This is a genomic window from Amycolatopsis albispora, assembly GCF_003312875.1.
Classification (GTDB): domain Bacteria; phylum Actinomycetota; class Actinomycetes; order Mycobacteriales; family Pseudonocardiaceae; genus Amycolatopsis; species Amycolatopsis albispora.
In genome coordinates this window covers 3402026-3425670 of record NZ_CP015163.1, presented here as the reverse complement: position 1 = coordinate 3425670, position 23645 = coordinate 3402026, and the positions used below count along the sequence as shown (strand labels likewise).

The following is a 23645-nucleotide window of genomic DNA, read 5'->3' as shown; positions in this document are numbered from 1 at the left end:
GCGAAACGTCTCGAAAGCCACTCAGTGTCAGGGTTGGTGTGGCCGCTCGTGGTGGGCGGTTAGGGTCCGGTCTTGATCGCGTGGTGACTCTGAAAGCCACTGCCGTTGCTGGCTTGCGAACGAATTGTCCAGCGTGATCAAGGTCCGGGCCTGGCTGGCCTGACTTGATAGAAGCGTGGGCATACGCCATCAACCTCGACTGAGGTGTGTCCGACCAGCCCGGCCCGGAAAAGACGCATGTTCTCCGGCTAGGGAAGGAACACACGCGGTGTCCATGGTGGTCATTGGCATCGATCCGCACAAGTCCAGCCACACCGCGGTCGCGGTCGATCAGACCGGCCGCCGCCTGGGGCAGAAAACCGTGACCGCCGACCCCGACGGGCTGCTGCGGCTGCGGTCCTGGGCCACCCAGTTCGGCACCGGGCCGCGCTGGGCGGTCGAAGACGGCCGCGGCGTGGCCGGGCGACTGGTCCGCACCCTGATCGGCACCGGCGCCACCGTGGTCTGGGTCCCACCCACACTGATGGCCGCCTGCCGCGCCAGCGCCCGCACCCGCGGTAAATCCGACCCGATCGACGCCCTGGCCATCGCCCGCGCCGCCCTGCGCGAACCCGACCTGCCCACCGCACACCTGGACCAGACCGCCCTGGACCTGCGCCTGCTCTCCGACCGGCGCGAACGCCTGGTCAACCGCCGCACCGCCAGCATCAACCAACTGCGCTGGCACCTGCACGACCTCGACCCCGCCCTGGACCAGACCCACCCCCGCCTGACCGGGCCCCGCGCCCAGCACACCCTCACCACCGCCCTGTCCACCCTGCCCGCCAGCGTCCGCCGCGACCTCGCCCTGGACCTGCTCACCGAGATCACCACCCTGACCCAGCAGATCACCCAGCTCGAACACCAACTCCGCACCCGAGTCCAGCCCCTGGCCCCCACCCTGCTGGCCATCACCGGCGTCAGCACCGTCCTCGCCGCGAAAATCATCGGCGAAACCGCCGGCATCACCCGCTTCCGCTCACCCGCCGCCTACGCCATGCACACCGGCACCGCACCCATCCCCACCTGGACAGCCAACAAACCCCACTACCGCCTCAACCGCGGCGGCAACCGCCAACTCAACACCTGCCTCCACCGCATCGCCATCACCCAACTCACCCACCACCCACCCGCCCGCACCTACCGCGACAACTGGACCAAACACCACCCCCACGCCACCACCAAAGCCGCCCTCCGCGCCCTCAAACGCCACCTCGCCAACACCATCTACCGAGCACTCACCACCGACCTCACTTGACATAGAAGCTTCATTCGTGACACCGGCTTCCCGGCCTAGCCCTGCTGGCTGAGACCGGCGCCCCGCCCCCCCGGGCACTTTCGGTAGCCCCTTTCCCCGTGCCCGCTTATCGGGTGAACCTGCCCCTGGTCCCTGGCCTCCCGCCGTCACGCTGCGGATAGTGGGCGGGCACCCACTCAGGGCACTCGTTGTTGCCAAAACGTATCCGGACATCCGCGACTGGATCGATTCAGTCTTCTTCCGTTGGTAACCTGCCGGGACATATGTTGTCGCCCACAACATTTGCGCGACGGTGCGCCGGTCCGGGCAGGATCGCCGCGCTGCTCGGGAGCAGAAATCCGGGAAGGACAACGGATGCGCAGGACAAAGACTCTTGCCCTCTTCGCTGCGGCGGCGAGCGTCACGATCGCACTCGCGGGCTGCGGCGCCAACACGGAGGCGCCCTCGGCCGGGTCGAGCGGCACCCCGGCCGCCGGGCAGCAGCCCGCCACCGGTGGCGCGAAGGTCGGCGTGGTGCTGCCGGAGACGGCGACCTCGGCCCGCTGGGAAGGCTTCGACAAGCCGATGATCGAGGAGGCGCTGCGTGCCGCCGGTCTCGACCCCGACGTGCAGAACGCCCAGGGTGACGTGCAGAAGTTCAGCACGCTGGCCGACGGCATGATCGCCCAGGGCGTCAAGGTGCTGATCATCGCCTCGATCAACAGCGAGGTCGGCAACGCGGTGGCGACCAAGGCGCGCAACGCCGGCATCCCCACCATCGACTACGACCGCCTCAACCTCGGCGGCAGCTCCGACTACTACGTCTCGTTCGACAACGAGAAGGTCGGCGAGTTGCAGGGCCAGGCGCTGGCCGACGCGCTCAAGGAGAAGCCGGGCGCGCAGGTCATCGAGATCGAGGGCGCGCCGACGGACAACAACGCGACCCTGTTCTACAACGGCCAGCAGCGCGTGCTCGGCCCGCTCTACACCTCGGGCGCGCTGAAGCTGGTGCAGAAGCAGGCCATCGACAACTGGGACAACCAGAAGGGTGGCGCCACCTTCGAGCAGATCCTGACCGGCAACGGCGGCAAGGTCGACGGTGTGGTCGCCGCGAACGACGGCCTGGCCGGCGCGATCATCACCGTGCTGAAGAAGAACGGCCTCAACGGCTCCGTCCCGGTCACCGGCCAGGACGCCACCGCCGACGGCCTGAAGAACATCCTCCGCGGTGACCAGTACATGACCGTGTTCAAGCCGATCAAGGAGGAGGCCGACGCCGCCGCCAAGCTGGCCGCCGCGCTGGCCAAGGGCGACAAGGCGGCCGCCGACGCGATCGCCACCGGCACCGCCCGCGACGACAAGGGCGGCCGCGACGTCAAGTCGGTGCTGCTCACCCCGCAGACCGTGCTCAAGGCCGACATCAAGAAGGTGGTCGACCAGGGTTACGTGAAGGCGGCGGAGATCTGCGCCGGCGACCTGCAGCCCGCCTGCGCCGAACTCGGCATCCAGTAGCCGAGCCCACCGAGCTCCGGGCTGGGGTGCGTGCCCCGAAGGCGCACCCCAGCCCGGGCCCACCCGTGTAACCACCAGCCCGGAGAAAACTCAGATGACAGTTCCGATTCTCGAACTCAAAGCGGTGAACAAGAGCTTCGGCCCGGTCCACGTCCTGCACGACGTGGACTTCTCGGTGCGGGCCGGTGAGGTCACCGCGCTGGTCGGCGACAACGGTGCGGGTAAGTCCACGCTGGTCAAGAGCATCGCCGGGATCCACCCGACGGACTCCGGGGAAGTGCTGTTCCAAGGCGAGCCGGTGAGCATCAAGGGCCCCAAGGACGCCGCGGAGCTGGGCATCGAGGTCGTCTACCAGGACCTCGCGCTGGCCGACAACCTCGACATCGTGCAGAACATGTTCCTCGGCCGCGAGCGCGGCAGCAGCTGGCTGCTCGACGAGGCCAGCATGGAGCAGGCGGCCCGCGAGACGCTGGCGTCGCTGTCCGTGCGCACGGTGAAGTCGGTGCGCACCCCGGTTTCCGCGTTGTCCGGCGGGCAGCGGCAGACCGTGGCGATCGCCAAGTCGGTGCTGTGGGACAGCAAGGTGGTGCTGCTCGACGAGCCGACCGCCGCGCTCGGCGTGGCGCAGACCCGCCAGGTGCTCGACCTGGTCCGGCGGCTGGCCGAGCAGGGCCTCGGCGTGGTGCTGATCAGCCACAACATGGCCGACGTGTTCGAGGTGGCCGACCGCATCGCGGTGCTCTACCTCGGCCGTCTCGTCGCCGACGTGCACACCAAGAACGTCACCCACGGGCAGGTGGTCGAGCTGATCACCGCCGGTCGTTCCGGCGACCTCGGCCTCGCCCGCCCCGAAGCCGTAGCGATCTAAGCTGCCATCTCGCAGGAGAAATGAAGCAATCATGACTGAGACCCCCGCCAAGCCGGCCGAGCCGGAGGTGTCCGGCTCCGGGTCCGCCAAGGCCGCGATCTCCGACTTCGGGATCGACACCACCTCGATGTCCACCGGCGAAGCCGTCCGCGACTACTTCTCCCGGTTGCGCGCCGGGCAGCTCGGTTCGCTGCCCGCGCTGCTCGGGCTGATCGTGCTGGTCGTGGTGTTCGCCGGCATGTCGGACGTGTTCCTGTCGCTGAACAACATCGCGAACCTCCTGGCGCAGGGCGCCGGGCAGACCATCATCGCGATGGGCATCGTTTTTGTGCTGCTCATCGGCGAGATCGACCTGGCGGCGGGCACCGCTTCCGGGGTGACCGCCGCGGTGATGGCGATGCACTACGTGGAGAACGGCAACCTGCTCGGCGGCATGGGCTCCACGGTGTTCTACGTCTTCGTCACCGTGCTCGGCATCGGTGCCGCGCTGGCGATCTTCCTGCGGATCTGGGCCGGTGCCGTGCTCTCGGTGGTGGCCATCGTGATCGCGCTGCTCGGCATCGCGGCCAACCCGTGGGTGGAGATGCTGCTCGCGCTGTGCGTCGGCGCGGCGATCGGCTCGATCACCGGCTTCCTGGTGTCCAAGATCGGCATGCCGTCGTTCGTGGTGACGCTGGCGCTGTTCCTCGCCTGGCAGGGCGTCATCCTGCAGTTCATCGGCGACGGCGGCGTGCTCGGCATCAGCTCGTCGAGCGTGCTGGACAAGGTGGCCAACGGCAACCTGTCCACCTTCGGCAGCTGGCTGCTGTTCTTCCTCGGCGCCGGCGGGTTCGCCGCGGTGACCCTGGGCAGGCACTTCACCCGGCTCAAGCGCGGGCTGGTCACCCAGCCCACCCCGCTGGTGCTGTTCAAGGTCGGCGGTATCGCGGCGCTCGCCGCGGTGGCCACCTACCTGCTCACGCTCAACCGCGCGCCCAGCCCGACGATCGTCATCTCGGGTGTGCCGTACGTGGTGCCGATCGTGCTGGTGCTGCTGACCATCGGCACCTACGTGCTCAACCGGACCCGCTACGGCAGGCACATCTACGCGGTCGGTGGCAACGCCGAAGCGGCGCGCCGGGCCGGGATCAACGTGACCAAGATCCGGGCCAGCGTTTTTGTGGTGTCCTCGTCGGTGGCCGCGGTGGGCGCGATCGTCTACTCGTCGAAGGTCGGCTCGGTGGATCCGCAGGCCGGTGGGCTGAACACGCTGCTGTTCGCGGTCGGCGCGGCGGTGATCGGCGGCACCTCGCTGTTCGGCGGCAAGGGCCGGGTCTTCGACGCGGTCATCGGTGGCACCGTGCTGGCCGTGGTGGCGAACGGCCTCGGCCTGCTCAAGCAGCCCGCGGCGGTGGTCTCCATCGTGACCGGGCTGGTGCTGCTGCTGGCGGCCACCGTGGACGCGCTTTCGCGCCGCCGCGCGGCGGCTTCACCGCGCTGACCGTGCACATGGGACGATAACCATCGTGACCAGCACGCCCGTTGCACGACCAGACGAGGTGCGCCGGCACAATCGCACGACCCTGCTGCGGTTGCTGCACGTGGGCGGCCCGGTCACCCGGGCCGCCCTGGCCACCGAACTCGGCCTCAACCGCAGCACCATCAAGACGCTGGTGGACAGCCTCGCCGAGGCCGGGGTGGTCGAGGAGCGGGTGCCACGACCGGGGCGAGGTGCCGGGCGCCCCTCGCTGCTCGTGCTGCCGCAGCCGCAGGCCGCCGTGGTGCTCGCGGTGGACATCCAGGTCGAGCACGTCGCCATCGCGCTGGTCGGCTTCGGCGGGCAGATCCTCGGGCGCAACAGCTGGAACCTGCGTGGCCGCTCGCGGGAACCGGACGAGGTGATCACGCACGTCATCGAGTCGGCGGGCATGCTCGCCGCCGATCTCGGCGTGGAGCCGATCGGGACCGGGGTTTCGGTGCCCGGCGTGGTCCGGCGCTCCGACGGTTACGTGCACCAGGCACCCAACCTGCGCTGGACCGACGTCGCGCTCGGCGAACGGCTCGGCTCGGTGCTGCGCATGCCGGTGATCGTCGGCAACGACGCCGAACTGGGCGCGGTCGCCGAGCACCTGCGCGGCGTGGCGAAGGGCTCGTCGGACGCGGTGTACGTGTCGGCGGACGTCGGGGTCGGCGGTGGCGTGATCGCCGACGGGTCGTCGTTGCGCGGCGCCGCGGGGTACATCGGTGAGCTCGGGCACATGGTCATCCGGCCCGGCGGGCGCGGCTGCTACTGCGGCAGCAGCGGCTGCTGGGAGACCGAGGTGGGCGAGGCAGCGCTGCGGCGCGCGCTGGACGTGCCGGAGGAGACCCCGCGCGGGGTGCTGCTGGTCGAGCTGCGTGAGCTGGAGAAGGACCCGGCCAGGGCGGCGGAGAAGCTCGGCGAGTTCGCCGAGTGGCTGACGCTGGGCCTGGTCAACGTGGTGAACCTGCTGGGGCCGCAGCTGGTGGTGCTGGGCGAGCTGTTCGGCATGCTGCCGGAGGAGGTGGTCCGGCAGGTGACCGCCGAGGTGCAGCGGCGCAGCATGGTCAGCCGGGCGGTCGGCGGCACGCGGATCGTGCCCTCGGCACTGGGCGTCGACGTCAAGCTGCTGGGCGCCGCCGAAGTCGCCTTCGAAGGCGTCCTGGACAAGGTCTAGAACACCCGCGGGGCCGCGCACCACGCGAGGTCGCGCCGCTCAACGGAGGAAGGCGCGACGGGCCGCCCAGCGGCACGGCGTGCCTTCCCCCGTTGAGCGGCTCCAAAGCGACCTCGCCGCCGCGCCGGAGGCGCGGCCAAAAATACAGGGGCGGGGACCCCGATGGGATCCCCGCCCGAGACGGATGGATGGCTGCCGGGTGGCTGAGCGCTGTCAGCCTCGCTCGATGCTCGCTTCGAGTTCCTTGAGCTTGTCCTCGTGAGCCCTGGCGTGGTGGCCGCAGAAGAGCAGCTCGCCACCGGTGCGGAGCACGGCGCGAACCTGGGCCGCGGCGCCGCACCGGTCACAACGGTCCGCAGCGGTCAGTTCGGGGCGGGTGAGCGTAGGCGAAGTCATGGGAGTCTCCCTCCGTCCCGGCATCGGCGGGGCCGATGCCATCGATCCAGCCGCGACCACTCCGGTACTTATCCGGCGACGGGGCGTCTCCGGCTCCTCGGTGTTCGCTGCTTCTACTCTTGCAGACGTTTCGCGAGCCGCAAGTGTTCCCATCTCCGTGGGAGGTGTGTCACGCCGAATTACCCCGGATGTCGCAAGTGGCCACTGGCAGCCGGAACAGCCGGTGACGGCAGGTGGTGTTTCCGCAGGTCAGAGCGTTTTCGACGAGCGACGCGGGTGGCTGGTTCCGGTGGCCGAAACGCCCGGGGGAATCCGTGTTCGTTCAGAGCTGAATTTTGAACCGTTATCCCGGGGAAGGCGGGCCGTGACTAAAAACGACCGGGCCTGCCGGTCGGCCGGATTACCCGGTTTGCCGACAAATTCCCTGGTGGGCAACGAAAAATTCGGTTAAACATCGAGTCGCGCGGCGACCGGGGCCGGGCTTCGGACCGCCCGCGGCACCGGTTCGGCGTGGGTTATGTCACGCTCCGTGCCCGCCGCCGAGGTTCGGCAAGAAAAAAGAAGGGATTGCGGGCTGTCACGGGACCCGGACGCCATAGCACCGCTCGCCGTTGGCCCGCCAGAACCCGTTGGTGTCGCCCAGTCCGGCCGCCGCCACGAGCTGCTCGGTGAACCGGACGATCTCGCCGTATTCACCACGAAGACGGCAGACCGGCCAGTCGCTGCCGAACAGCACCCGGTCCTCCCCGAAGGTCTCGAAGGCGAAGGCGGCATAAGGGACAAACCGCTCGACCGGCGTGTCGGCGGCCACTTCGGTGCGCAGGCCGGACAACTTGCACCAGGTGTTCGGCAGTTCGGCCAGCCTGCGCAACCAGGTCCGCCATTCGGCGTCGGCTTCCCAGTCGTAGCGGGGTTTCGACAGGTGGTCGAGCACCACGGTCAGCTCGGGCAGCTCGCTGAGCACGGCGTACAGCGTCGGCAGGTGCCGGGTGAAGGTCAGTGCCTCGAACCGCACCCCGGCCTCGGCGAGCGCCCGCAGGCCGTCGCGGACCTCCGGCCTGCCGATCCAGTGGTCGTCGGGCAGGTCCTGCAGCATCGGCCGCACACCGAGGAAGTACGGGTCGGCGGCCAGCTCGGGTAGCGCGTCCGGCCGGTCGAGCGGTAGCCAGCCGGTCACGCCGAGCATGAAGCCGGTGTTCGCGGCCAGGTCGAGCAACCAGCGGGTCTCGGCGACGCTCGGCGCGGCCTGCACGACGATGGTGCCGGTCACCCCGGCCGCGCTCAGCTCCGGCGCCAGCCGGTCCGGCAGGTACTCCTCCGGCAGCGGCCCGTCCGGCGGCATCCACGGGTAGTCGCCGCGCTCGATGCCTGCCCGGCTCCACAGGTGGTGGTGCGTGTCGAACCGGTTCACCGGCCCACCCCCGCTTCCTGCGCCACGATCGCCGCCTGCACCCGCGAGCGCAGGTCCAGTTTGGTCAGCACCCGCGACACATGTGTTTTCACCGTGGTCTCGCCGATGAACAGCCTGCTCGCGATCTGCGCGTTCGAGAGGCCCTCGCCGAGGCAGGCGAGCACCTCGCGTTCGCGGTCGGTCAGCTCGGCCAGCCCGGACGGCACCGCCGGTTCGGCACGCGGCGGCTCGGTGGCGGCGAAGGCGCTGATCAGCTTGCGGGTGATCTGCGGCGCGAGCACGCCCTCCCCGGCGTGCACCAGCCGGACCGCCTCCACCAGGCGCACCGCCTCGACCGACTTGAGCAGGAATCCCGCCGCGCCCGCGCGCAACGCCGCGAACACGTACTCGTCGAGGTCGAAGGTGGTCAGCACGAGGACCTGGCCGAGCTGCTCGGCGACGAGCTCGCGGGTGGCCGCGATGCCGTCGACGCCCGGCATGCGCACGTCCATCAGCGTGACGTCCGGGCGCAGCACCCTGGCCTGCCGGACCGCGGTGGCGCCGTCGGCCGCTTCGCCGACCACCTCGATGCCCTCGGCGTTGTCCAGGATCATCACCAGCCCGGCGCGGATGGCGCCGTGGTCGTCGGCGACCAGAACGCGGATGCTCATCCGGCCTGCCCTCCGATCGGCAGCGCGGCGAACACGCGCCAGCCGGGCGCGGCCGGGCCCGCGGTGAAGGAACCCCCGACGGCCTGCGCCCGCTCACGCATGTTCAGCAGGCCGTGCCCGGTGTCCGAGGTGCGGTGGCTGGTGGTCAGCTCGTTGGTGACTTCCACGGTGAGGATCTTGCCGTCGAGCCGGACGCACACCGCGGCCGAGGTGCCAGGGGCGTGCTTGACCGCGTTGGTCAGCGCCTCCTGGGCGATGCGGTACGCGGTGAGGTCGACCACCGCGGGCAGCGCGACCGCCGGGTCGAGTTCGTTGGCCACGGTCACCGACACCCCGCTCGTGCGCGCCGATTCGACCAGTTTGGACAGTTCACCGAGACGCGCCGGCGCGGTGGTCTCGTCCTCGCCGACCCCGTGCGAGCGCAGCAGGCCGATCATCGCGCGCATCTCCTCCAGTGCGTCGACGCTGTTGCCGCGCACCGATTCCAGCACGGTGCGCATGGTTTCCGGCTTGGCGCCGTCGGCGATGGACAGCGCGGCCTCGGACTGGATGGCGATGGCGGACAGGTGCCCGGCGATCACGTCGTGCAGGTCGCGGGCCATGCGCGCGCGTTCGGCGGCGACCGCCGCGTTGCGGTCCAGTTCGGCGATCCTGGCCAGCTGCGCGGCGTTGGCGCGTTCCTTGAGCGCGATTTCCCGGTGGGTGCGGACGTTCGACGCCCACCACACCGGCGTGATGATGAACGGCACCGCGGCGACCGCCGCCAGCACCGCGGTGCGCCAGTCGTCGGCGACGATCAGCGCGATCACCACGGCGCCGATGGTGCTGGTCGCGGCGAGCCCGATCATGGTGCGGCTGAGCCATCGCGAGCCGTAGAGCGTGGCCGCGTAGAGGTGGTCGGAGAAGGCGATCAGGATCGGCGCGGACATGCCGAGGGAGAGGTCGACGGCAAACGGGACGGCCGCCAGCAGCAGTGCCACGCCCGGCGTGCGGCGGCGCAGCAGTTGCAGCGCGCACACCGCGCCGAGCAGCAGGAACCGCGTCCAGATCAGGTGGGTCGGCTCGCCGAAGATCGGGTAGATGCCGGACAGGTAGAGCACCGTGCCGCCGGCGAAGTAGAGCAGGGCGATGCCGACGTCCTGGGTGAACGGCGGCAGCCGGCGGTAGTCCAGTCGCACGTGGACCATCACAGCACACCGCGTGAAGCCCGTTCGTCCTCCGAAGTGATGACGGCCGGTCCTGCCCTTCGGCGACGCGCTGGCGCGGACGGCGGCCGCAGGCTGGGTGCCATGAACGAGGTGCTGGATTTCGTCCGGGACAACCCGATGGCGGCGGTGGTCGCGGCGGGGGAGATCGGGTTCTGGGTGTTCATCGCGGCCGGGCTGGTGGCGCGCTACCTGCTCAGGCTGCGGCGGACGAGCGTGGTGCTGCTGGCGATGACACCGCTGATCGACGTGGTGGTGCTGGTCGCCACCATGGTCGATCTCGCCGGGGGCGGGCAGGCGTCGTGGACGCACGGGCTGGCGGCGCTCTACCTGGGCTTCAGCGTGGTGTTCGGGCCCAGCATGATCCGCTGGGCGGACGTGCGGTTCGCGCACCGGTTCGCCGACGGCCCGCCGCCGGTCAAGCGCGGCGGGGCGGAGCGGTTGCGGCACGAATGGCGTGAGTGGGGCAAGTGCGTGCTCGCCTGCGTGCTCGCGGCGGCGGTGCTGGGGGTGCTGATCCTGGTGGTCGGCACGCCGGCGCGGACCACCGCGTTGTGGTCGGGCGGCGGGGCGTGGCTGCCGCGGCTGGGCTGGATCGCCGGTCTCTGGCTGGTGTTCGGGCCGTTGTGGCAGCTGGTTTCTTCGACGGGATCTCGGGAAGGGGTACAGCGATGATCGAGGTGCTCGGCATCATCCTGGTGGTGCAGGGGGTCGGGGGTTTCATCAACCGGGTGGCGGAAAGCTCGTCGATGAGCTGGTTCGTGCAGCTGCACGTCCTGCCGTCGTGGGCGCACATCCCGGTGAGCGTGGTGATGGCGCTGACCGGCGGGGCGCTGGTGCTCGCCGACATGGCGCGGCGGAAGCGGAAGCGCGCCGACTGAGCGGCCGGGGGAGAACACGAATGTGGCTTTCGGGGCGTTTTCCGCCCCGAAAGCCACATTCGTGTCCAAGGGGGCCGCGTCACACGGTGAAGACGACCTGCAGGATGCCCAGCACGATGGTGACCACGGTGAGGATGACGGTCACCACGGTGAGCCGCGTGACGCGGTTGCTGACCGTGCTTTCGTAGGCGTACCGGGTTTCCTCGTCCATCGCCTCCGCCTGCCGGTCGAGCTGGCGCACGATGCGCTCGACGCCCATGTTCGTGATCAGCCGCCGTTCCAGCGAGTCGACTTCGGGCGGCAGCACGGAGTTCAGCATCTGCAGGATGTCGTCGAGCGAGCCGCGCAGCAGGCGGTGCCGGTTCACCGCCCGCGACTCGTCGGCGGCCTCGGCGAGTTCCCGCTGCGCCCGGTGCAGCCACTGGTGCGCCAGCGCCATCCGGATCAGCACCCGTTCCAGCACCAGCAGCCCGCCGTGGTCGAGCCCGCCGATCTCGGTGTCCAGCTCGAAGTACGGTTCCGCCTTGCCGAAGTACCGCCGCGCCAGCTCGGTCTGGTGTGCCGAGTACACCGTGCCCTTGTTGTTGAGGCAGACGATCCCGGCCGAAACCGGGTACATGGCGACGAACGAGCGCGTGCCCCACGCCTCGCCGAGCGACTGCCGCGCGACCTCCCGCGGCACAAACCGCCAGCCCTCGTCGCCGTGTGCCAGGCCGTAGAACGGGCGCGGGTCGGCGGCCACGGTGGCGTCCGGCGGCCGGCCGTCGTACCCGCGCAGTTCGACACACCAGCCGTTGCGGTCCAGCGACTCACGCACTCCGCACCCGTCGACCAGTTCGCCGAAGGCGCGCTCGACGGCGGACCGCAGCGACGGGTACCGCTCGTCCCGGTACCGGCCGTGCAGCAGCCCGGACGGCTCGGACCGGCGGTGGTGCAGGCTGTGCAGGATCGCGATGGTGCGGTCCACATCGGACGTTTCGAGCACCTCGCCACGACCGGAGATCGTCGCGGTGACGAGCAGCGTCATCGCGTGGTACGCGGGATGCCAGGTGACGGTCAGTCCACAAGGGAGGGACGAGTCGCCTTCGCCGATGGCCAGCGGGACGGTGAACCGGTAGCGGTCCGGCGGCTCGCCGTGTGAGGTCAGGAAGCCTTCGGCGACGGACCATTCGGTGCCGACCCGCCCGCCGAGCGGTTCGAGCAGCCCGCGGCCGGGCCGGAAGACGGCCTCCGCTTCGGCCGTGCTCATCGGCACCGGCCAGGCGAAGGAAAGCAGCAGCTTGTTCCGCGTCGCCCCGGGCGGCCACTCGGTCATCTCAGCCGGCCAGGCGGAACAGGTTCACCGTGTCGCGGCCGACTTCCTTGGCCAGCAACGGGGATTCGTTGACCAGTTCGTCGCGGTCGCCGTGCGCGTCGAGCCCGGCGAGGTCGTCCAGCACGTGGTAGGTCCACTCCCAGTCGAGCCGCCAGCCCGCCTCGGCGGCCTCCGCCCGCACCTCCGCCGGGTCGAGCAGGCGGACCGGCAGCGTGTCCGGCAGGCCGGGACCGGCGACGATCTGGTCGAACCGCGCCCGGTCGATCGGCTCCGACGTACTGCGCCCGCCGACCAGCCGGTCGAGCGAGTAGGCACCGCGGCCGACCGGCGACCGGCTGTAGCACAGCACCAGCGCGCCATCGGGGGCGGCGAGCGCGGCCAGGTCCCGCAGGATCGTGCCGACCGCGCCGGTCGGCACGTGCTGGATCACGTGGTTGGCCAGGAGGAGGTCGTACGGCCCGCCGCCGACGCCCGAGGTGTCCGCGACGGTGTAGGTGATCTTGGTGCCCGGCACCAGTTCGCCGCTCTTGCCGCGGGCCGCGTCCAGCCGCGACGGATCGGGGTCGATGGCGGTGATCGTCGCGGCCAGCTCGCTGAGCCACGGCAGCAGCCGTCCGTCACCGCAGCCCGCGTCCAGCGCGCGCACCCGCTCGCGTGGCCCGGTTTCGAGCTGTTCGACGAGGCGCTCCAGCGCCAGGCGCTCGCTGGCCACCCAGTAGCCGGGAAACGGCTCGTGGTGGCCGATGAACGAGGCCGTCACCCGATCGCCGGAGTCCGGGTAGCGGTAGTCGCCGGTGATCACCCCCCTGACTATAACGAGCCCGGCCACCGTGCGGGGCCGTGACGACACCCGGCTGGGGGCTGTTGCCCGCCCGGGCCTGCCAGCAGGCTGGACGGGATGGGATCTTCGCGGCAGACACACCTCAACCAGTCGCTGTTGCGCATTCCCCGGCGAGCGGAGGGCGTGGATCGGGCGACGCTGAGCCGGACCTTCGTCGCGGCCGGCTCGTTCGCCGCGATGCTGCACTCGACCGACCACCAGATCCTGTACGGGCGGCGCGGCACCGGCAAAACGCACGCCCTGCGTTACCTGCACGAACTCGCCTCGCGGTCCGGTGATCTGTCGGTCTACCTCGACCTGCGCACGATCGGCTCGGCCGGCGGGCTGTACTCGGACAGCGAGCTGGGCGCGGACCTGCGTGGCACGCAGCTGCTGGTCGACACGCTGGAGGCGCTGCACGAAGAGCTGTTCACGCTGGCCGTCGAGCGCGAGGTGGGTGATCACCGCCTGTTGCCCGCGCTCGATGAGCTGGCCGAGGCCACCACCGCGGTCGAGGTGGTCGGTGAGGTGGAGAGCGCCACGAAGGTCGGCGCGGCGGCCGAAGCGGAGGCCGGGCTCGAAGTGTCGTCGTCGGCGAAGCTGTCGGGGCGGCGGAAGGACGCGCTGACCGCCGAGAGTTCGTTGCGCCGCACCGGGACCGAGCGGCACCGGGTGGTGTTCGGGCCGCTCGGCCGGGCGCTGCAGCGGATCGCCGCCGCGCTGGGCGGTGCCCGGCTCTGGGTGCTGCTCGACGAGTGGAGCAGCCTGCCGCTGGAGCTGCAGCCGCTGCTCGCCGACCTGCTGCGCCGCAGCGTGCTGCCGGTCAACGGGCTGACGGTGAAGATCGCCGCGATCGAGCGCCGGTCGCGGTTCCGCCGCCGCCTGCCCGACGGGGACCACCTGGGGATCGAGGTCGGCGCGGACGCGGCGACGGCGGTCAGCCTGGACGACCAGCCCGCCGGGCAGGACGAGTTCTTCGCCGAGCTGCTGTTCAACCACGCTTCGGTGCCACTGGCGAAGATGCTCGCCGACCCACCCTCCAAAGTGGACTCATTCTTGCGGGAGGTGTTCCGGCCCAACGCCTTCGGGGAGCTGGCCCGAGCGGCGGAGGGGGTGCCGCGTGACGCGATCAACATCGCCGCGCTGGCCGCGCAGCACGCGCACGACGAGCCGATCGACCTCCGCGACGTCCGGCTCGCGGCCCGCGACTGGTACCTGCGCGACAAGCGCAAGGCGATCGAGACCGACCGTGCCGCCGCCGAGCTGCTGCGCAAGCTGATCGACGAGGTGGTCGGCCGCCGCCGCTGCCGGACCTTCCTGCTGGCGCAGGAGTCGCGGTGGACCGCGATCGACGACCTCCACGACGCCCGCCTGCTGCACCTGCTGCGCCGCGGGGTGGTTGACGAGAACGCGCCGGGAACCCTGTATGACGGGTACTCGCTGGACTACGGCTGCTATGTCTCGCTGCTGCTGGCCGCGGGCAAGTCGAGCAGGCCGCAGGATCGGGTCGGCTGGCTGCGCACCGCAAAAGGCGTGCCACCGGACGACTTCCGCCCGGCGCGGGAGGTGGTCGATCTGGCGGCGCTGCGCTAGAGGTCGAGTGCGATGGTGCCGGTGGTGCGGTCGGTGCAGATCAGCATGCTGTCCTGGTCGCCGTCGAGCACGCGCACGCGGCAGGTGCCGCAGAAACCCTGTCGGCAGGAGTAGGCGACCTCCGGCCGTACCGCGCGGATCACCTCCAGCGCCGAGCGGTCGGCTGGCACCTCCACCGTCCGCCCGCTGCGGCGCAGCTCGACCAGGAACGGCTTGCCGTCCACGATCGGCGGCTCGGCGAACCGTTCGAAGTGGACGGTCCTGGCCCCGCCCGCCAGCGCGTCGGTGCGCACCGAGGTGAGCATCGGGATCGGGCCGCAGCAGTACACGTGTGCGCCCTCCGGTGCCTTCTCCAGCAGTTCGGCGCCGGAAGCGGGAATGCCGTACTCGGTGTCCGGCCGGATCCACACCCGGTCGGTATCCAATGTGGACAGTTCATCGGCGAAGGGCATGGAGGCGCGGTCGCGGCCGGTGTAGACCAGCCGCCAGTCGGCACCGGCCGCCGCGGCGGCGTGCACCATCGGCAGGATCGGCGTGATGCCGATGCCGCCCGCGATGAACTGGTAGCTGCCCGCGCTGATGAAGGGAAAGGCGTTGCGCGGCCCGCGCACGGTGACCCGGGTGCCGGCGCCCACCGCTTCGTGCACCTCGCGTGAACCGCCGTGCCCGTCCTCGATCCGGCGCACCGCGATGCGGTACCAGCCCAGGTCGCCGGGATTACCGCACAACGAGTACTGCCGGACGCGGCCGGACGGCAGGACCAGGTCGAGATGTGCGCCGGGCCGCCACGAAGGCAGCGGCGCGCCGTCGATCCGGCGCAGCCGCAGGGTTTTCACGCCCTCGGCGAGCATTTCCGCCTCGTCGACCACCATCGGCAGGTCGCGGTCCACCGCGGCCACCGGCGGGCGCCACCGGCCGCTCACCCGGCTGATCCGCGTGTACACCGCCGCGACCCCGCTCAGCGTGGACAGCAGCCGGTCCGCGCGGGGGCGGCCGCGCAGGTCCGGCGGGAACCTCGGCTGCGTCACTGGGCCGCCAGCGCCGCCGGTGAACTGGCGAGATAGGCCACCGCCTGCTCGGTGTCGCCGGTTTCGGACGGGTGGTACGACCGCCGGAAGTACGGCCGGATCTCCCGCAGCAGCTGACGCCCGCTCGGCACCAGCCCGCGCCGCGCGCCGCTGCGGAACGCGCCCCAGGTCGCCTTCCGCGACAGCGTCGGGTCGGCGGCCATCAGGAACCGCGTGCCACGCACCCACAGCCAGGCCAGCACCGGCGTGACCAGCGCCATCGTGCGCGCCCGGCGCAGGTACCTGCCGTCGAGGTGCTGGTAGAGGTCGTAGGCCACGGCGCGGTGCTCGACCTCTTCGGCACCGTGCCAGCGCAGCAGGTCCAGCATGGTCGGATCGGCACCGGCGTGGTCCAGTGGCACCGAGTCGAGGATCCACTGGCCGAGGAACGCGGTGTAGTGCTCGATCGCGGCGACGATGGCGACCCGCTCGATGATCCACTCCTCGCGGGCCTTGCCGGTGAGGTCGCGGTCGCCGAGCAGGCGGCGGAACACCCATTCCATCTGCCGGGTGTAGGGGCGCGGGTCGAGCCCGTGTGCCTCGAAGTGGTCGAGCACGCCGCTGTGTGCTTCGGCGTGCATGGCCTCCTGGCCGATGAAGCCGAGCACGTCCTGGCGCAGCCGGTCGTCGCGGATCATCGGCACGGCCTGCTTGAACAGCTCGACGAACCAGCGCTCGCCCTCGGGCAGCAGCAGGTGCAGCACGTTGATCGTGTGCGTGGCCTGCGGTTCGGCCGGGATCCAGTGCATCGGCAGCGCGGACCAGTCGAAGTGGACGTCGCGGGCGCGCAGCACCAGCTGCTCGTCCTCGGTGGTCACCGCGCCCGCCCGGTCAGCTCGTAGTGGCTCGGGTCCACGTGGCGGGTGCGCTGCCAGTAACGCCAGGTGAAGCCGGGCCAGATGGTCCGGTTCACGCCCTTCGCGTCGAGGTACCAGCTCTTGCAGCCGCCCTGCGTCCACACGCCCTTGACCAGCTTGTCCTGGATCTCGGCCTGGAACTCCTCCTGCGCGCGCTCGCGCACGGTCAGCGCGGCGGCGCGGTGGCGTTCGGTCAGCTTGATCGCGTCCACCACGTACCGGGCCTGCGACTCGATCATGAAGACCACCGAGTTGTGGCCCAGCGCGGTGTTCGGACCGAGCAGGAAGAACAGGTTCGGGAACCCGGCGACGGTGATGCCGAAGTGCGTGCGCATGCCCTCGGTGGCCCATTCCTTGGCCAGATCGCGCCCGTCGACACCGGTGATGCGCAGGTACTCCAGCGCGTCGGTGACGTGGAAGCCGGTGCCGTAGATGATCGCGTCGACTTCGTGCTCGACACCCGCTTCGTCCACAATGGAGTGCTCGCGGACCTCGCGGATGCCGTCGGTGACCACGTTGACGTCGTCGCGGGAGAGCGCGGGGTAGTAGTCGTTGGAGATGAGCACGCGCTTGCAGCCCATGGTGTAGTCCGGGGTGACCTTGCGGCGGAGGTCGTGGTCCGGGATCTGCTTGCGGATGTGGCGCTTGGCCACGGCTTCGCCAGCCTTCATCAGCGCGGGGTGGCCGTTGAAGCCGAGCGCGCGGACTTCGAGCAGCCAGTACAGCGCGGTGCGGTAGGCGCGCTGGGCGCCGGGGACGCGGCGGAACAGCTGCTTGGCCCAGTCGGGCATGGCGTGGTCGGGCTTGGGCATGATCCACGGCGGGGTGCGCTGGAAGAGGTCCAGCCGGGTGACGTCGCGGGCGATGCGCGGCACGAACTGGATGGCGCTGGCCCCGGTCCCGACCACGGCGACGCGCTTGCCGGTCAGGTCGTAGTCGTGGTCCCACTGCGCGGAGTGCCAGGTGCGGCCCTGGAAGCGTTCGATGCCGGGCAGTTCGGGGATGCGCGGGATGTGCAGGCCGCCGACCCCGGACACGACGAACTGCGCGACGAACTCCTCGCCGGACTTGGTTTCGACGGTCCACAGGCTCTTCGACTCGTCCCAGTGCGCGCCGGTGATCTCCACGCCGAAGCGGATCTTGTCGCGCAGGCGGTACTTGTCGGTGACGCCCTTGAGGTAGTCGAAGATCTCCGGCTGGCGGGAGAAGGAGCGGGTCCAGTCGGGGTTCTGCTCGTAGGAGAAGGAGTACATGTGGGACTGCACGTCGCAGGCGCAGCCGGGGTAGGAGTTGTCGCGCCAGGTGCCGCCGACCTCGTCGGCCTTCTCCAGGATCACGTAGTCGCGGATGCCCGCCTTCTCCAGCTGGATCGCCTGGCCGAGCCCGGAGAAGCCGGTACCGACGATGACCACCTTGAACCGCGCACCCATGGGTCCTCCACGCCGTTGCGGACACAAGTAGCTGTAACCGGAAGTAACAGCTACTTCGGAGTAGGATGCGGGACGCGCATTGCCGTGTCAAGCGGGGACGCCGACGGACACGAATGTGGCTTTCGGAGCGTTTTCCGCCCCGAAAGCCACATTCGTGTCCGGACCGGGGGTGATGGAGGGCTGGCTGCCCGCGGGTGGTCGCCGTGCTGGGGCAGGCATGGCCCGGCGGGACCTGGCGGTGTCACGAATGTGGCTTTCGAGACGCGATACGTCTCGAAAGCCACATTCGTGACACCGGGCCTATCCAGGTCAGAGGGGGTTGTATTCGCCCAGGGGAGCGGTGCAGAACGGGCCGCCGATGTGGTCGGCGGCGATTCCCGTCGGGCCGGGGAGGTCGGCGACCTCGGCGGCATACGACTCGGCATCGTCCTGCGGCTCGTACCCCAGCGCGGCCGCCTCGTCCAGCGAGAACAGCCGCCGCTTGTTGTTCGAGACGCCCCAGATCAGCCGGTACCCAGGCGAAGGCGCGCTCAGGCAGGCCTCGAAAAGCCGCGCCCCGTCGTCGGGGGAGAGCCACGTCGTCAGCCCACGCTGACCCAGCACAACCGGCGTTTCGAAGCAGGACCCGATCCGCACGCAGATCACGTCCATGCCGAACCGCGAAGCGTAGAGGCTCCCCAGCGCCTCCATCGCCGCCTTGCCCACGCCGTAGTACGTGTCCGGCCGCGCGCTCGAATCGGCGGGCAGCCCGTCCGGGCCAGCCTCGTCGTTCCGGCGGAAGCCGACCGCGTGGTTGCTCGACGCCAGGATCACGCGCTTGATCCCGGCCGCCTGCGCCGCGGCCAGCGCGATCTGCGTGCCGTTGATGTTGACGTCGAGGATCTCTTCCCACGAGTTCTCGCGGCTGTGCCCGCCGAGGTGGATCAGCGCGTCGGCGCCTTCGCAGGCCCGCGCCATCGCTTCGGGATCGGTGACCGACCCGGTCAGCACCTCGACCGCCTCGCCGGGCTCCGGGGGAGCGGGCGGGCGCACGTCGAGCAGCCGCAGGATCCGGCCCGGCTTGGCCAGCCGCGGCCGCATCAGCGTGCCCACCACCCCCGACGCACCCGTGATCAGGACGCGCTCGTCTGCCATGACGCCTCTTTCTTCAACCAGGGAGAGTTTCAGCGGATACCGGCGCGTCGCAGGGTTTGCCCGAGTTCGGTGGTGATCTCGGCGATCAGCTCGCCCGCCCGCCGCGCCTCGGCCTCGGTGACCTGGTCGACCGGCATCGAGCAGCTGAGCGCGTCGGTGCCGGGGATGCGGTACGGCACCACCGCGGCCACGCACCGGATGCCCGGCGTGCCTTCCTCGATCTCCGAGGCGTACCCGCGTTCCCGTGTCTCGGCGAACTGGCGGTGCAGCTCGTCGAGCGAGGTCACCGTGTTGGGCGTGAGCGCGGTGAGCGGGTTCGGCAGCAGCGCGTCGATCTCGTCGTGGGTGAGTTCGGCGAGCAGCACCTTGCCCAGCGCGGTGGCGTGCGCGGGCAGCGTGCGGCCGACCCGCGAGACCAGGTGGATGGACTTCGCGGACTCCCGCGTTTCCAGGTACACCACCTCGGTGCCGTTGCGCCGCGCGTAGTGCGCGGTGAACCCGGTGCGCTCACGCACCTTCTCCAGTGCCTCGGTGGCGAACGGCACCACCGGGTCCCGGTCGAGGTAGGCCGTTCCGCAGATCAGCGCGCGCACGCCGAGGCGGTACCGCGTGCCACTGGAATCGGTCTCCAGCCAACCGGCCTCGTGCAGGGTCCGCAGCAGCCCGTGCAGGCTGGACCGCGGGAACCCGGTGCGGGTGTGCAGGTCCGAGAGCGACATCCAGACGTCGTTCTCGGCGAAGGTCTCCAGCAGGTCGATCGCTCGGCGCGCGGATTTGACGCCGGCCGGCTCGGCATTCTGCTCACCGGCTGAAACAGCCGTCGGCTGAGCCATCGCCCCCTCCTCCACCTGCGGGTTGACTTGTGTCCGCACCCATATTAACGTCCTGCGACAGTGTTCTTGTAGGTGAACGAGCGTCACGATAGCAGATCTGATTCATAAATGTGAACAGAAGGGTTGTGGTGGGGAAGTTGGGACAGCCCAAGACGGCCAAGACGGAACTGGACGGCCTGCTCGCGTTCCCGCTCACCCCGTTCACCGAGGACCTCCAGCTCGACCTCGGTGCCTTCGCCGACCACGTCGAACGGCACCTGGAGGCGGGGGCGGGGGCGTTGTTCATCGCGTGCGGCACGGGCGAGTTCAGTTCGCTGGCCCCCGACGAGGTGCAGGCGCTGCTGGCCAGGGCTCGTGAAGTGGTCGCCGGGCGCGTGCCGATCTGGGTCGGGGCCGGCGGCGGGTCCGCCACCGCGCGCGCCGGGGTCGCCGCGGCCGAGGCGGGTGGTGCGGACGGGGTGCTGCTCCTGCCGCCGTACCTGGTCACCGGCCCGCCGGACGGGCTGGTCGACCACGTCCGCCACACCATCGGCGACAGCGGCGTCCCGGTGATCGTCTACCACCGTTCGCCGGGCGTGTTCACCGCGGCCGCCGCGGTCCAGCTGCTCGAGCTGCCGTCGGTGGCCGGGCTCAAGGACGGCTTCGGTGACGTCGACCTGATGACCAGGATCGTCACCGGCATCCGCGGCGCGGACAACCCGCGCGGACAGGAGTTCCTGTTCTTCAACGGACTGCCCACCGCCGAAGTGTCGGCACGAGCCTACGCGGCCATCGGCGTCGCCCGGTATTCGTCGGCGGTGCACTGCTTCGCGCCCGAGATCGCGCACGCCTTCCACAAAGCACTGTCCACTGGGGACGAAGCGACGATGGACGCGCTGCTGGCCGGGTTCTACCTGCCGCTGGTCGAACTGCGTGACGAGACACCGGGGTTCGCGGTGTCGCTGGTCAAGGCCGCGGCCCGGCTGCGCGGGGAGAAGGTGGGCACCGTGCGCCCGCCGCTGCGTGAACCGAACCCGGCGCAGCTGGACCGCCTCGAACGCATCGTCAGCGAAGGCTTCGCGGTGCTCGGCCGGATCGGGGCCGCGTGATGAGGGTGACCGGCTACGCCTACCCGTGGGACGTGCTGGACGCGCCGGGATTCACCGAGCGCGCGGAAGAACTCGGTGTGGACGAGGTCGCCGTCGCGGTCTCGTACCACAGCACGCGGGCGGCGACCCCCTGGTCGCCGAGCAGGTCGTCGGTGGTGGCGCGGCACGCCGCGTTCTACCGCCCGATCCGCGAGTCCGCCTGGGGACGGCTGCGCCCCGCCGAGCCGGACTGGGCCGGTGCCGAGGACAGCGCCGGTGACGCGGTGCGTGCGCTCGGCAAGGCCGGGATTCCCGCGGCCGCCTGGGTGGTGTTCACGCACAATTCGCTGCTGGGCACCAAACACCCGGAGGTCGCGGTGCGGAACTGCTTCGGCGAGGTGTACCCGTGGGCCCTGTGCCCGGCCCGTGAGGAGGTCCGCGAGTACGCCGCGAAGGTGGCCGCGGAAAGCGTGCGCGGGCTGGAGTTCCGGTCGGTGATCCTGGAGGCCTGCGGGCCGCTCGGCGTGGTCCACCAGCACCAGCACGAGAAAACCGACGGGGTGTGGTCGCCGGCGGCGGCACGCGTGCTGTCGATCTGCTGCTGCGCGGCCTGCGCGGCGCAGTGGGACGGCGACACCGGCGAGATCCAGGCCGCGCTCGCCGCCGAGGCGCGGCGCCTGATCGCCAGCGGCGACCTCGGCGCCACCGAGGACAACCTGTCGCCGGAGGTCAAGGCGACCGTGCTCGCCGGACGGCAGCGGTCCGTCGACGCGCTGCGGGCCGGGATCCTCGCCGAGATCGGCGCCGGGCCTAGACTGGTGCTGCACGGGGCACTGGACCCCTGGGTGACCGGGGCGTTGCCGGGACTGACCCCGGGCGCGCCCGACGACGTGCATTCCGTGGTGCTCCAGTGCTGGGCGCCCGGGCAGGTCAGCGTGGACGCGGTCGCCGCCGCCCGTGCCACGCTTCCGTCCAATGTGGACGTCGGCGCGTACGTGACCGCGGTGGCCGCCAGCCCGGTGCCCGAGATCGACCGCTACACCGCCGAGCTGGCCAAGGCCGGCGCCGGTGAACTGCACCTGTACCACCTCGGCCTGGCCGGCGCCGGTCGCTGGGCCGACCTGGCCGCCGCCGTGCGCGGCGCCCGCACCGTGAACTAGGAGTTTGTGCCTTGTCTGCAGAACTTGCCGCCGAAACCGAAGAAGCCGAGCTGGAGCGGGTGCTCCAGGCCGCTGCGGACGTCGCGCCCGCGCTCGCCGAGACCACGCCCGCCGAGCGGGCCGGCTGGCTCACCGCGGCCGCCGACGCGCTCGACGCGGCCGCCGACGAACTGGTCGCGCTGGCCGCCGAGGAAACCCACCTGCCCGCCGCCCCGCGCCTGCGTGGTGAGCTGAAGCGCACCACCTTCCAGCTGCGGTTGTTCGGCCAGGTGCTGACCGACGGCGCCTTCCTGCGGGCCACCGTGGACCACGCCGATCCGGAGTGGCCGATGGGCCCGCGCCCGGACATCCGCCGGGTGCTGGTGCCGATCGGGCCGGTGCTGGTTTTCGCCGCCAGCAACTTCCCGTTCGCCTTCAGCACCGCGGGCGGGGACACCGCCTCGGCGCTGGCCGCCGGCTGCCCGGTGGTGCTCAAGGCGCACCCCGGGCACCCGCGCCTGACCGACCAGACCGGGCGCGTCCTGCTCGCCGCGCTGCTCGCGGCCGGGGCGCCGGAGGGCGTCTTCGCAGTCGTCCACGGCCGCGAAACCGGGGTGACCGCGCTCAAGGACCCGCGCATTTCGGCCGCGTCGTTCACCGGATCGGTGCCCGGCGGCCGGGCGTTGTTCGACATCGCCAACGCCCGTCCGGTGCCCATCCCGTTCTACGGTGAGCTGGGCAGCGTCAACCCGGTGGTGGTCACCCCGGGCGCGGTGAAGGCACGCGGCGAGGAGATCGCGAAGGGCTACGCGGGCTCGTTCACCCTGGGCGCCGGGCAGTTCTGCACCAAGCCGGGCCTGGTCTTCCTGCCGGCCGAGCACGGGCTGGACAACGCGCTCAAGTCCGCTGTGGACGGTGTCGCCGCGCAGGAGATGCTCAACGACCGCATCGCGGGCGGCTACTCCGAAGGCGTGGCCGCACTGCGGTCCACCGAGGGCGTCGAGGTGGTGGCCGCGCCGGAGAACGCGGGCAGCGGCTTCGCGCCGACGCTGCTCAGCACCACCGCGGAGAACTTCGCCAAGGGGTCGGAGGTGCTGCGGCACGAGTGCTTCGGCCCGGCTTCATTGGTGATCACCTACTCCAGCCAGGAAGAACTGATCGGCCTGCTGAACGGCCTCGAGCCGGGGCTGACCGCCACCCTGCACGCCGAAGAGTCCGAAGTGGACGATGTGCGCCCGCTGCTGGCGCCGCTGGCCCGCATCGCCGGTCGCGTGCTGTACAACGACTGGCCGACCGGGGTCACGGTCAGCTGGGCGCAGCAGCACGGCGGCCCGTACCCGGCCACCACCGCGCCGACCACCACCTCGGTGGGCACCGCCGCGATCGACCGCTTCCTGCGCCCGGTGGCCTGGCAGGGCTTCCCCGACGCGCTGCTGCCGCCCGCCCTGCGCGAGGACAACCCGTGGCAGCTGCCGCGGCGGACGGACGGTTCACCGCAGATCCTCTGACTGGGAGA

The 23645-nt window shown here is 70.8% G+C and carries 22 protein-coding genes; 11 read left to right on the top strand and 11 right to left on the bottom strand.

What is annotated here, in order from left to right:
* The first annotated feature begins 274 nt into the window (after nt 1–274).
* The 5 genes from A4R43_RS15920 to A4R43_RS15900 all read left to right on the top strand — a co-directional run bounded on the left by A4R43_RS15920 (nt 275) and on the right by A4R43_RS15900 (nt 6331).
* Nucleotides 275–1297 carry an IS110 family RNA-guided transposase gene (locus A4R43_RS15920; protein WP_113692749.1) on the top strand — a complete coding sequence of 341 codons (1023 nt, stop codon included), beginning with the start codon at nt 275–277 and terminating at the stop codon, nt 1295–1297.
* A gap of 354 nt (nt 1298–1651) precedes the next feature.
* Complete coding sequence (locus A4R43_RS15915) at nt 1652–2788, top strand: sugar ABC transporter substrate-binding protein (protein ID WP_113693038.1); 1137 nt, start codon at nt 1652–1654, stop codon at nt 2786–2788.
* A gap of 94 nt (nt 2789–2882) precedes the next feature.
* On the top strand, nt 2883–3656 hold the full coding sequence (locus A4R43_RS15910; protein WP_113693037.1) for an ATP-binding cassette domain-containing protein: 774 nt from the start codon (nt 2883–2885) through the stop codon (nt 3654–3656).
* A 31-nt stretch (nt 3657–3687) separates the two neighbouring features.
* Entirely contained in the window at nt 3688–5136 is a 1449-nt protein-coding gene (locus A4R43_RS15905) for a sugar ABC transporter permease (protein ID WP_113693036.1), read from the top strand.
* Nucleotides 5137–5161: 25 nt separating this feature from the next.
* A complete protein-coding gene (locus tag A4R43_RS15900) occupies nt 5162–6331 on the top strand; it encodes an ROK family transcriptional regulator (protein ID WP_205215353.1) in 1170 nt (389 codons plus the stop codon).
* A 213-nt stretch (nt 6332–6544) separates the two neighbouring features.
* On the opposite strand, the gene A4R43_RS15895 is transcribed toward A4R43_RS15900, so the two are convergent.
* The 4 genes from A4R43_RS15895 to A4R43_RS15880 form a co-directional block, all read right to left on the bottom strand.
* Nucleotides 6545–6727 carry a DUF7455 domain-containing protein gene (locus A4R43_RS15895; protein ID WP_113693034.1) on the bottom strand — a complete coding sequence of 61 codons (183 nt, stop codon included), beginning with the start codon at nt 6725–6727 and terminating at the stop codon, nt 6545–6547.
* A gap of 577 nt (nt 6728–7304) precedes the next feature.
* Nucleotides 7305–8138 (bottom strand): amidohydrolase family protein, encoded by an 834-nt coding sequence (locus A4R43_RS15890; protein ID WP_113693033.1) that lies wholly within the window; start codon nt 8136–8138, stop codon nt 7305–7307.
* Entirely contained in the window at nt 8135–8788 is a 654-nt protein-coding gene (locus A4R43_RS15885) for a response regulator (RefSeq protein WP_113693032.1), read from the bottom strand. Before A4R43_RS15885 ends, A4R43_RS15890 begins: the two co-directional genes overlap by 4 nt.
* Entirely contained in the window at nt 8785–9975 is a 1191-nt protein-coding gene (locus tag A4R43_RS15880; RefSeq protein ID WP_113693031.1) for a sensor histidine kinase, read from the bottom strand. The genes A4R43_RS15885 and A4R43_RS15880 overlap by 4 nt, the downstream gene beginning before the upstream one ends.
* 102 nt (nt 9976–10077) lie before the next feature.
* Between A4R43_RS15880 and A4R43_RS15875 the strand changes: the two genes are divergently transcribed.
* Together A4R43_RS15875 and A4R43_RS15870 are read left to right on the top strand one after the other, a co-directional pair.
* Entirely contained in the window at nt 10078–10668 is a 591-nt protein-coding gene (locus tag A4R43_RS15875; RefSeq protein ID WP_113693030.1) for a hypothetical protein, read from the top strand.
* Nucleotides 10665–10874, top strand: a complete 210-nt coding sequence (locus A4R43_RS15870; RefSeq protein ID WP_113693029.1) for a hypothetical protein — start codon at nt 10665–10667, stop codon at nt 10872–10874. Before A4R43_RS15875 ends, A4R43_RS15870 begins: the two co-directional genes overlap by 4 nt.
* Nucleotides 10875–10953: 79 nt before the next feature.
* On the opposite strand, the gene A4R43_RS15865 is transcribed toward A4R43_RS15870, so the two are convergent.
* Nucleotides 10954–12189: a hypothetical protein gene (locus tag A4R43_RS15865; RefSeq protein WP_113693028.1), complete on the bottom strand. Its 1236-nt coding sequence runs from the start codon at nt 12187–12189 to the stop codon at nt 10954–10956.
* 1 nt (nt 12190) lies between these two features.
* Nucleotides 12191–12991 carry a class I SAM-dependent methyltransferase gene (locus A4R43_RS15860; protein ID WP_113693027.1) on the bottom strand — a complete coding sequence of 267 codons (801 nt, stop codon included), beginning with the start codon at nt 12989–12991 and terminating at the stop codon, nt 12191–12193.
* Nucleotides 12992–13087: 96 nt separating this feature from the next.
* Here A4R43_RS15860 and A4R43_RS15855 point away from each other — a divergent pair, with 96 nt between their 5' ends.
* Nucleotides 13088–14602 carry an ORC-CDC6 family AAA ATPase gene (locus tag A4R43_RS15855; protein WP_113693026.1) on the top strand — a complete coding sequence of 505 codons (1515 nt, stop codon included), beginning with the start codon at nt 13088–13090 and terminating at the stop codon, nt 14600–14602.
* Here A4R43_RS15855 and A4R43_RS15850 read toward each other — a convergent pair.
* The 5 genes from A4R43_RS15850 to A4R43_RS15830 form a co-directional block, all read right to left on the bottom strand.
* Entirely contained in the window at nt 14599–15630 is a 1032-nt protein-coding gene (locus A4R43_RS15850; protein WP_113693025.1) for a PDR/VanB family oxidoreductase, read from the bottom strand. The two genes, A4R43_RS15855 and A4R43_RS15850, sit on opposite strands and share 4 nt — an antisense overlap.
* On the bottom strand, nt 15627–16487 hold the full coding sequence (locus A4R43_RS15845; protein WP_113693024.1) for a metal-dependent hydrolase: 861 nt from the start codon (nt 16485–16487) through the stop codon (nt 15627–15629). The genes A4R43_RS15850 and A4R43_RS15845 overlap by 4 nt, the downstream gene beginning before the upstream one ends.
* Nucleotides 16484–17956 carry a flavin-containing monooxygenase gene (locus tag A4R43_RS15840; protein ID WP_113693023.1) on the bottom strand — a complete coding sequence of 491 codons (1473 nt, stop codon included), beginning with the start codon at nt 17954–17956 and terminating at the stop codon, nt 16484–16486. The genes A4R43_RS15845 and A4R43_RS15840 overlap by 4 nt, the downstream gene beginning before the upstream one ends.
* A gap of 309 nt (nt 17957–18265) precedes the next feature.
* A complete protein-coding gene (locus A4R43_RS15835; RefSeq protein ID WP_113693022.1) occupies nt 18266–19090 on the bottom strand; it encodes an NAD-dependent epimerase/dehydratase family protein in 825 nt (274 codons plus the stop codon).
* Nucleotides 19091–19119: 29 nt separating this feature from the next.
* Nucleotides 19120–19923 (bottom strand): IclR family transcriptional regulator, encoded by an 804-nt coding sequence (locus A4R43_RS15830; RefSeq protein WP_113693021.1) that lies wholly within the window; start codon nt 19921–19923, stop codon nt 19120–19122.
* 128 nt (nt 19924–20051) lie between these two features.
* Here A4R43_RS15830 and A4R43_RS15825 point away from each other — a divergent pair, with 128 nt between their 5' ends.
* Genes A4R43_RS15825 through A4R43_RS15815 form a run of 3 tightly spaced genes read left to right on the top strand, consistent with a single transcriptional unit; the run spans nt 20052 to nt 23637 of the window.
* On the top strand, nt 20052–21011 hold the full coding sequence (locus tag A4R43_RS15825) for a 5-dehydro-4-deoxyglucarate dehydratase (protein ID WP_236809046.1): 960 nt from the start codon (nt 20052–20054) through the stop codon (nt 21009–21011).
* Nucleotides 21011–22150 (top strand): hypothetical protein, encoded by a 1140-nt coding sequence (locus A4R43_RS15820; protein ID WP_113693019.1) that lies wholly within the window; start codon nt 21011–21013, stop codon nt 22148–22150. Before A4R43_RS15825 ends, A4R43_RS15820 begins: the two co-directional genes overlap by 1 nt.
* An 11-nt stretch (nt 22151–22161) precedes the next feature.
* Entirely contained in the window at nt 22162–23637 is a 1476-nt protein-coding gene (locus tag A4R43_RS15815) for an aldehyde dehydrogenase (NADP(+)) (protein WP_113693018.1), read from the top strand.
* The last annotated feature ends 8 nt before the right edge of the window (nt 23638–23645 follow it).

What these genes read in the sequence shown, in the direction of transcription:
- A4R43_RS15820 (WP_113693019.1), top strand. Translation starts at nt 21,011, where the DNA reads ATGAGGGTGACCGGCTACGCCTACCCGTGGGACGTGCTGGACGCGCCG.
- A4R43_RS15915 (WP_113693038.1), top strand. Translation starts at nt 1,652, where the DNA reads ATGCGCAGGACAAAGACTCTTGCCCTCTTCGCTGCGGCGGCGAGCGTC.
- A4R43_RS15855 (WP_113693026.1), top strand. Translation starts at nt 13,088, where the DNA reads ATGGGATCTTCGCGGCAGACACACCTCAACCAGTCGCTGTTGCGCATT.
- A4R43_RS15910 (WP_113693037.1), top strand. Translation starts at nt 2,883, where the DNA reads ATGACAGTTCCGATTCTCGAACTCAAAGCGGTGAACAAGAGCTTCGGC.
- A4R43_RS15865 (WP_113693028.1), bottom strand. Translation starts at nt 12,189, where the DNA reads ATGACCGAGTGGCCGCCCGGGGCGACGCGGAACAAGCTGCTGCTTTCC.
- A4R43_RS15895 (WP_113693034.1), bottom strand. Translation starts at nt 6,727, where the DNA reads ATGACTTCGCCTACGCTCACCCGCCCCGAACTGACCGCTGCGGACCGT.
- A4R43_RS15875 (WP_113693030.1), top strand. Translation starts at nt 10,078, where the DNA reads ATGAACGAGGTGCTGGATTTCGTCCGGGACAACCCGATGGCGGCGGTG.
- A4R43_RS15840 (WP_113693023.1), bottom strand. Translation starts at nt 17,956, where the DNA reads ATGGGTGCGCGGTTCAAGGTGGTCATCGTCGGTACCGGCTTCTCCGGG.
- A4R43_RS15905 (WP_113693036.1), top strand. Translation starts at nt 3,688, where the DNA reads ATGACTGAGACCCCCGCCAAGCCGGCCGAGCCGGAGGTGTCCGGCTCC.
- A4R43_RS15920 (WP_113692749.1), top strand. Translation starts at nt 275, where the DNA reads ATGGTGGTCATTGGCATCGATCCGCACAAGTCCAGCCACACCGCGGTC.
- A4R43_RS15830 (WP_113693021.1), bottom strand. Translation starts at nt 19,923, where the DNA reads ATGGCTCAGCCGACGGCTGTTTCAGCCGGTGAGCAGAATGCCGAGCCG.
- A4R43_RS15835 (WP_113693022.1), bottom strand. Translation starts at nt 19,090, where the DNA reads ATGGCAGACGAGCGCGTCCTGATCACGGGTGCGTCGGGGGTGGTGGGC.
- A4R43_RS15870 (WP_113693029.1), top strand. Translation starts at nt 10,665, where the DNA reads ATGATCGAGGTGCTCGGCATCATCCTGGTGGTGCAGGGGGTCGGGGGT.
- A4R43_RS15880 (WP_113693031.1), bottom strand. Translation starts at nt 9,975, where the DNA reads ATGGTCCACGTGCGACTGGACTACCGCCGGCTGCCGCCGTTCACCCAG.
- A4R43_RS15885 (WP_113693032.1), bottom strand. Translation starts at nt 8,788, where the DNA reads ATGAGCATCCGCGTTCTGGTCGCCGACGACCACGGCGCCATCCGCGCC.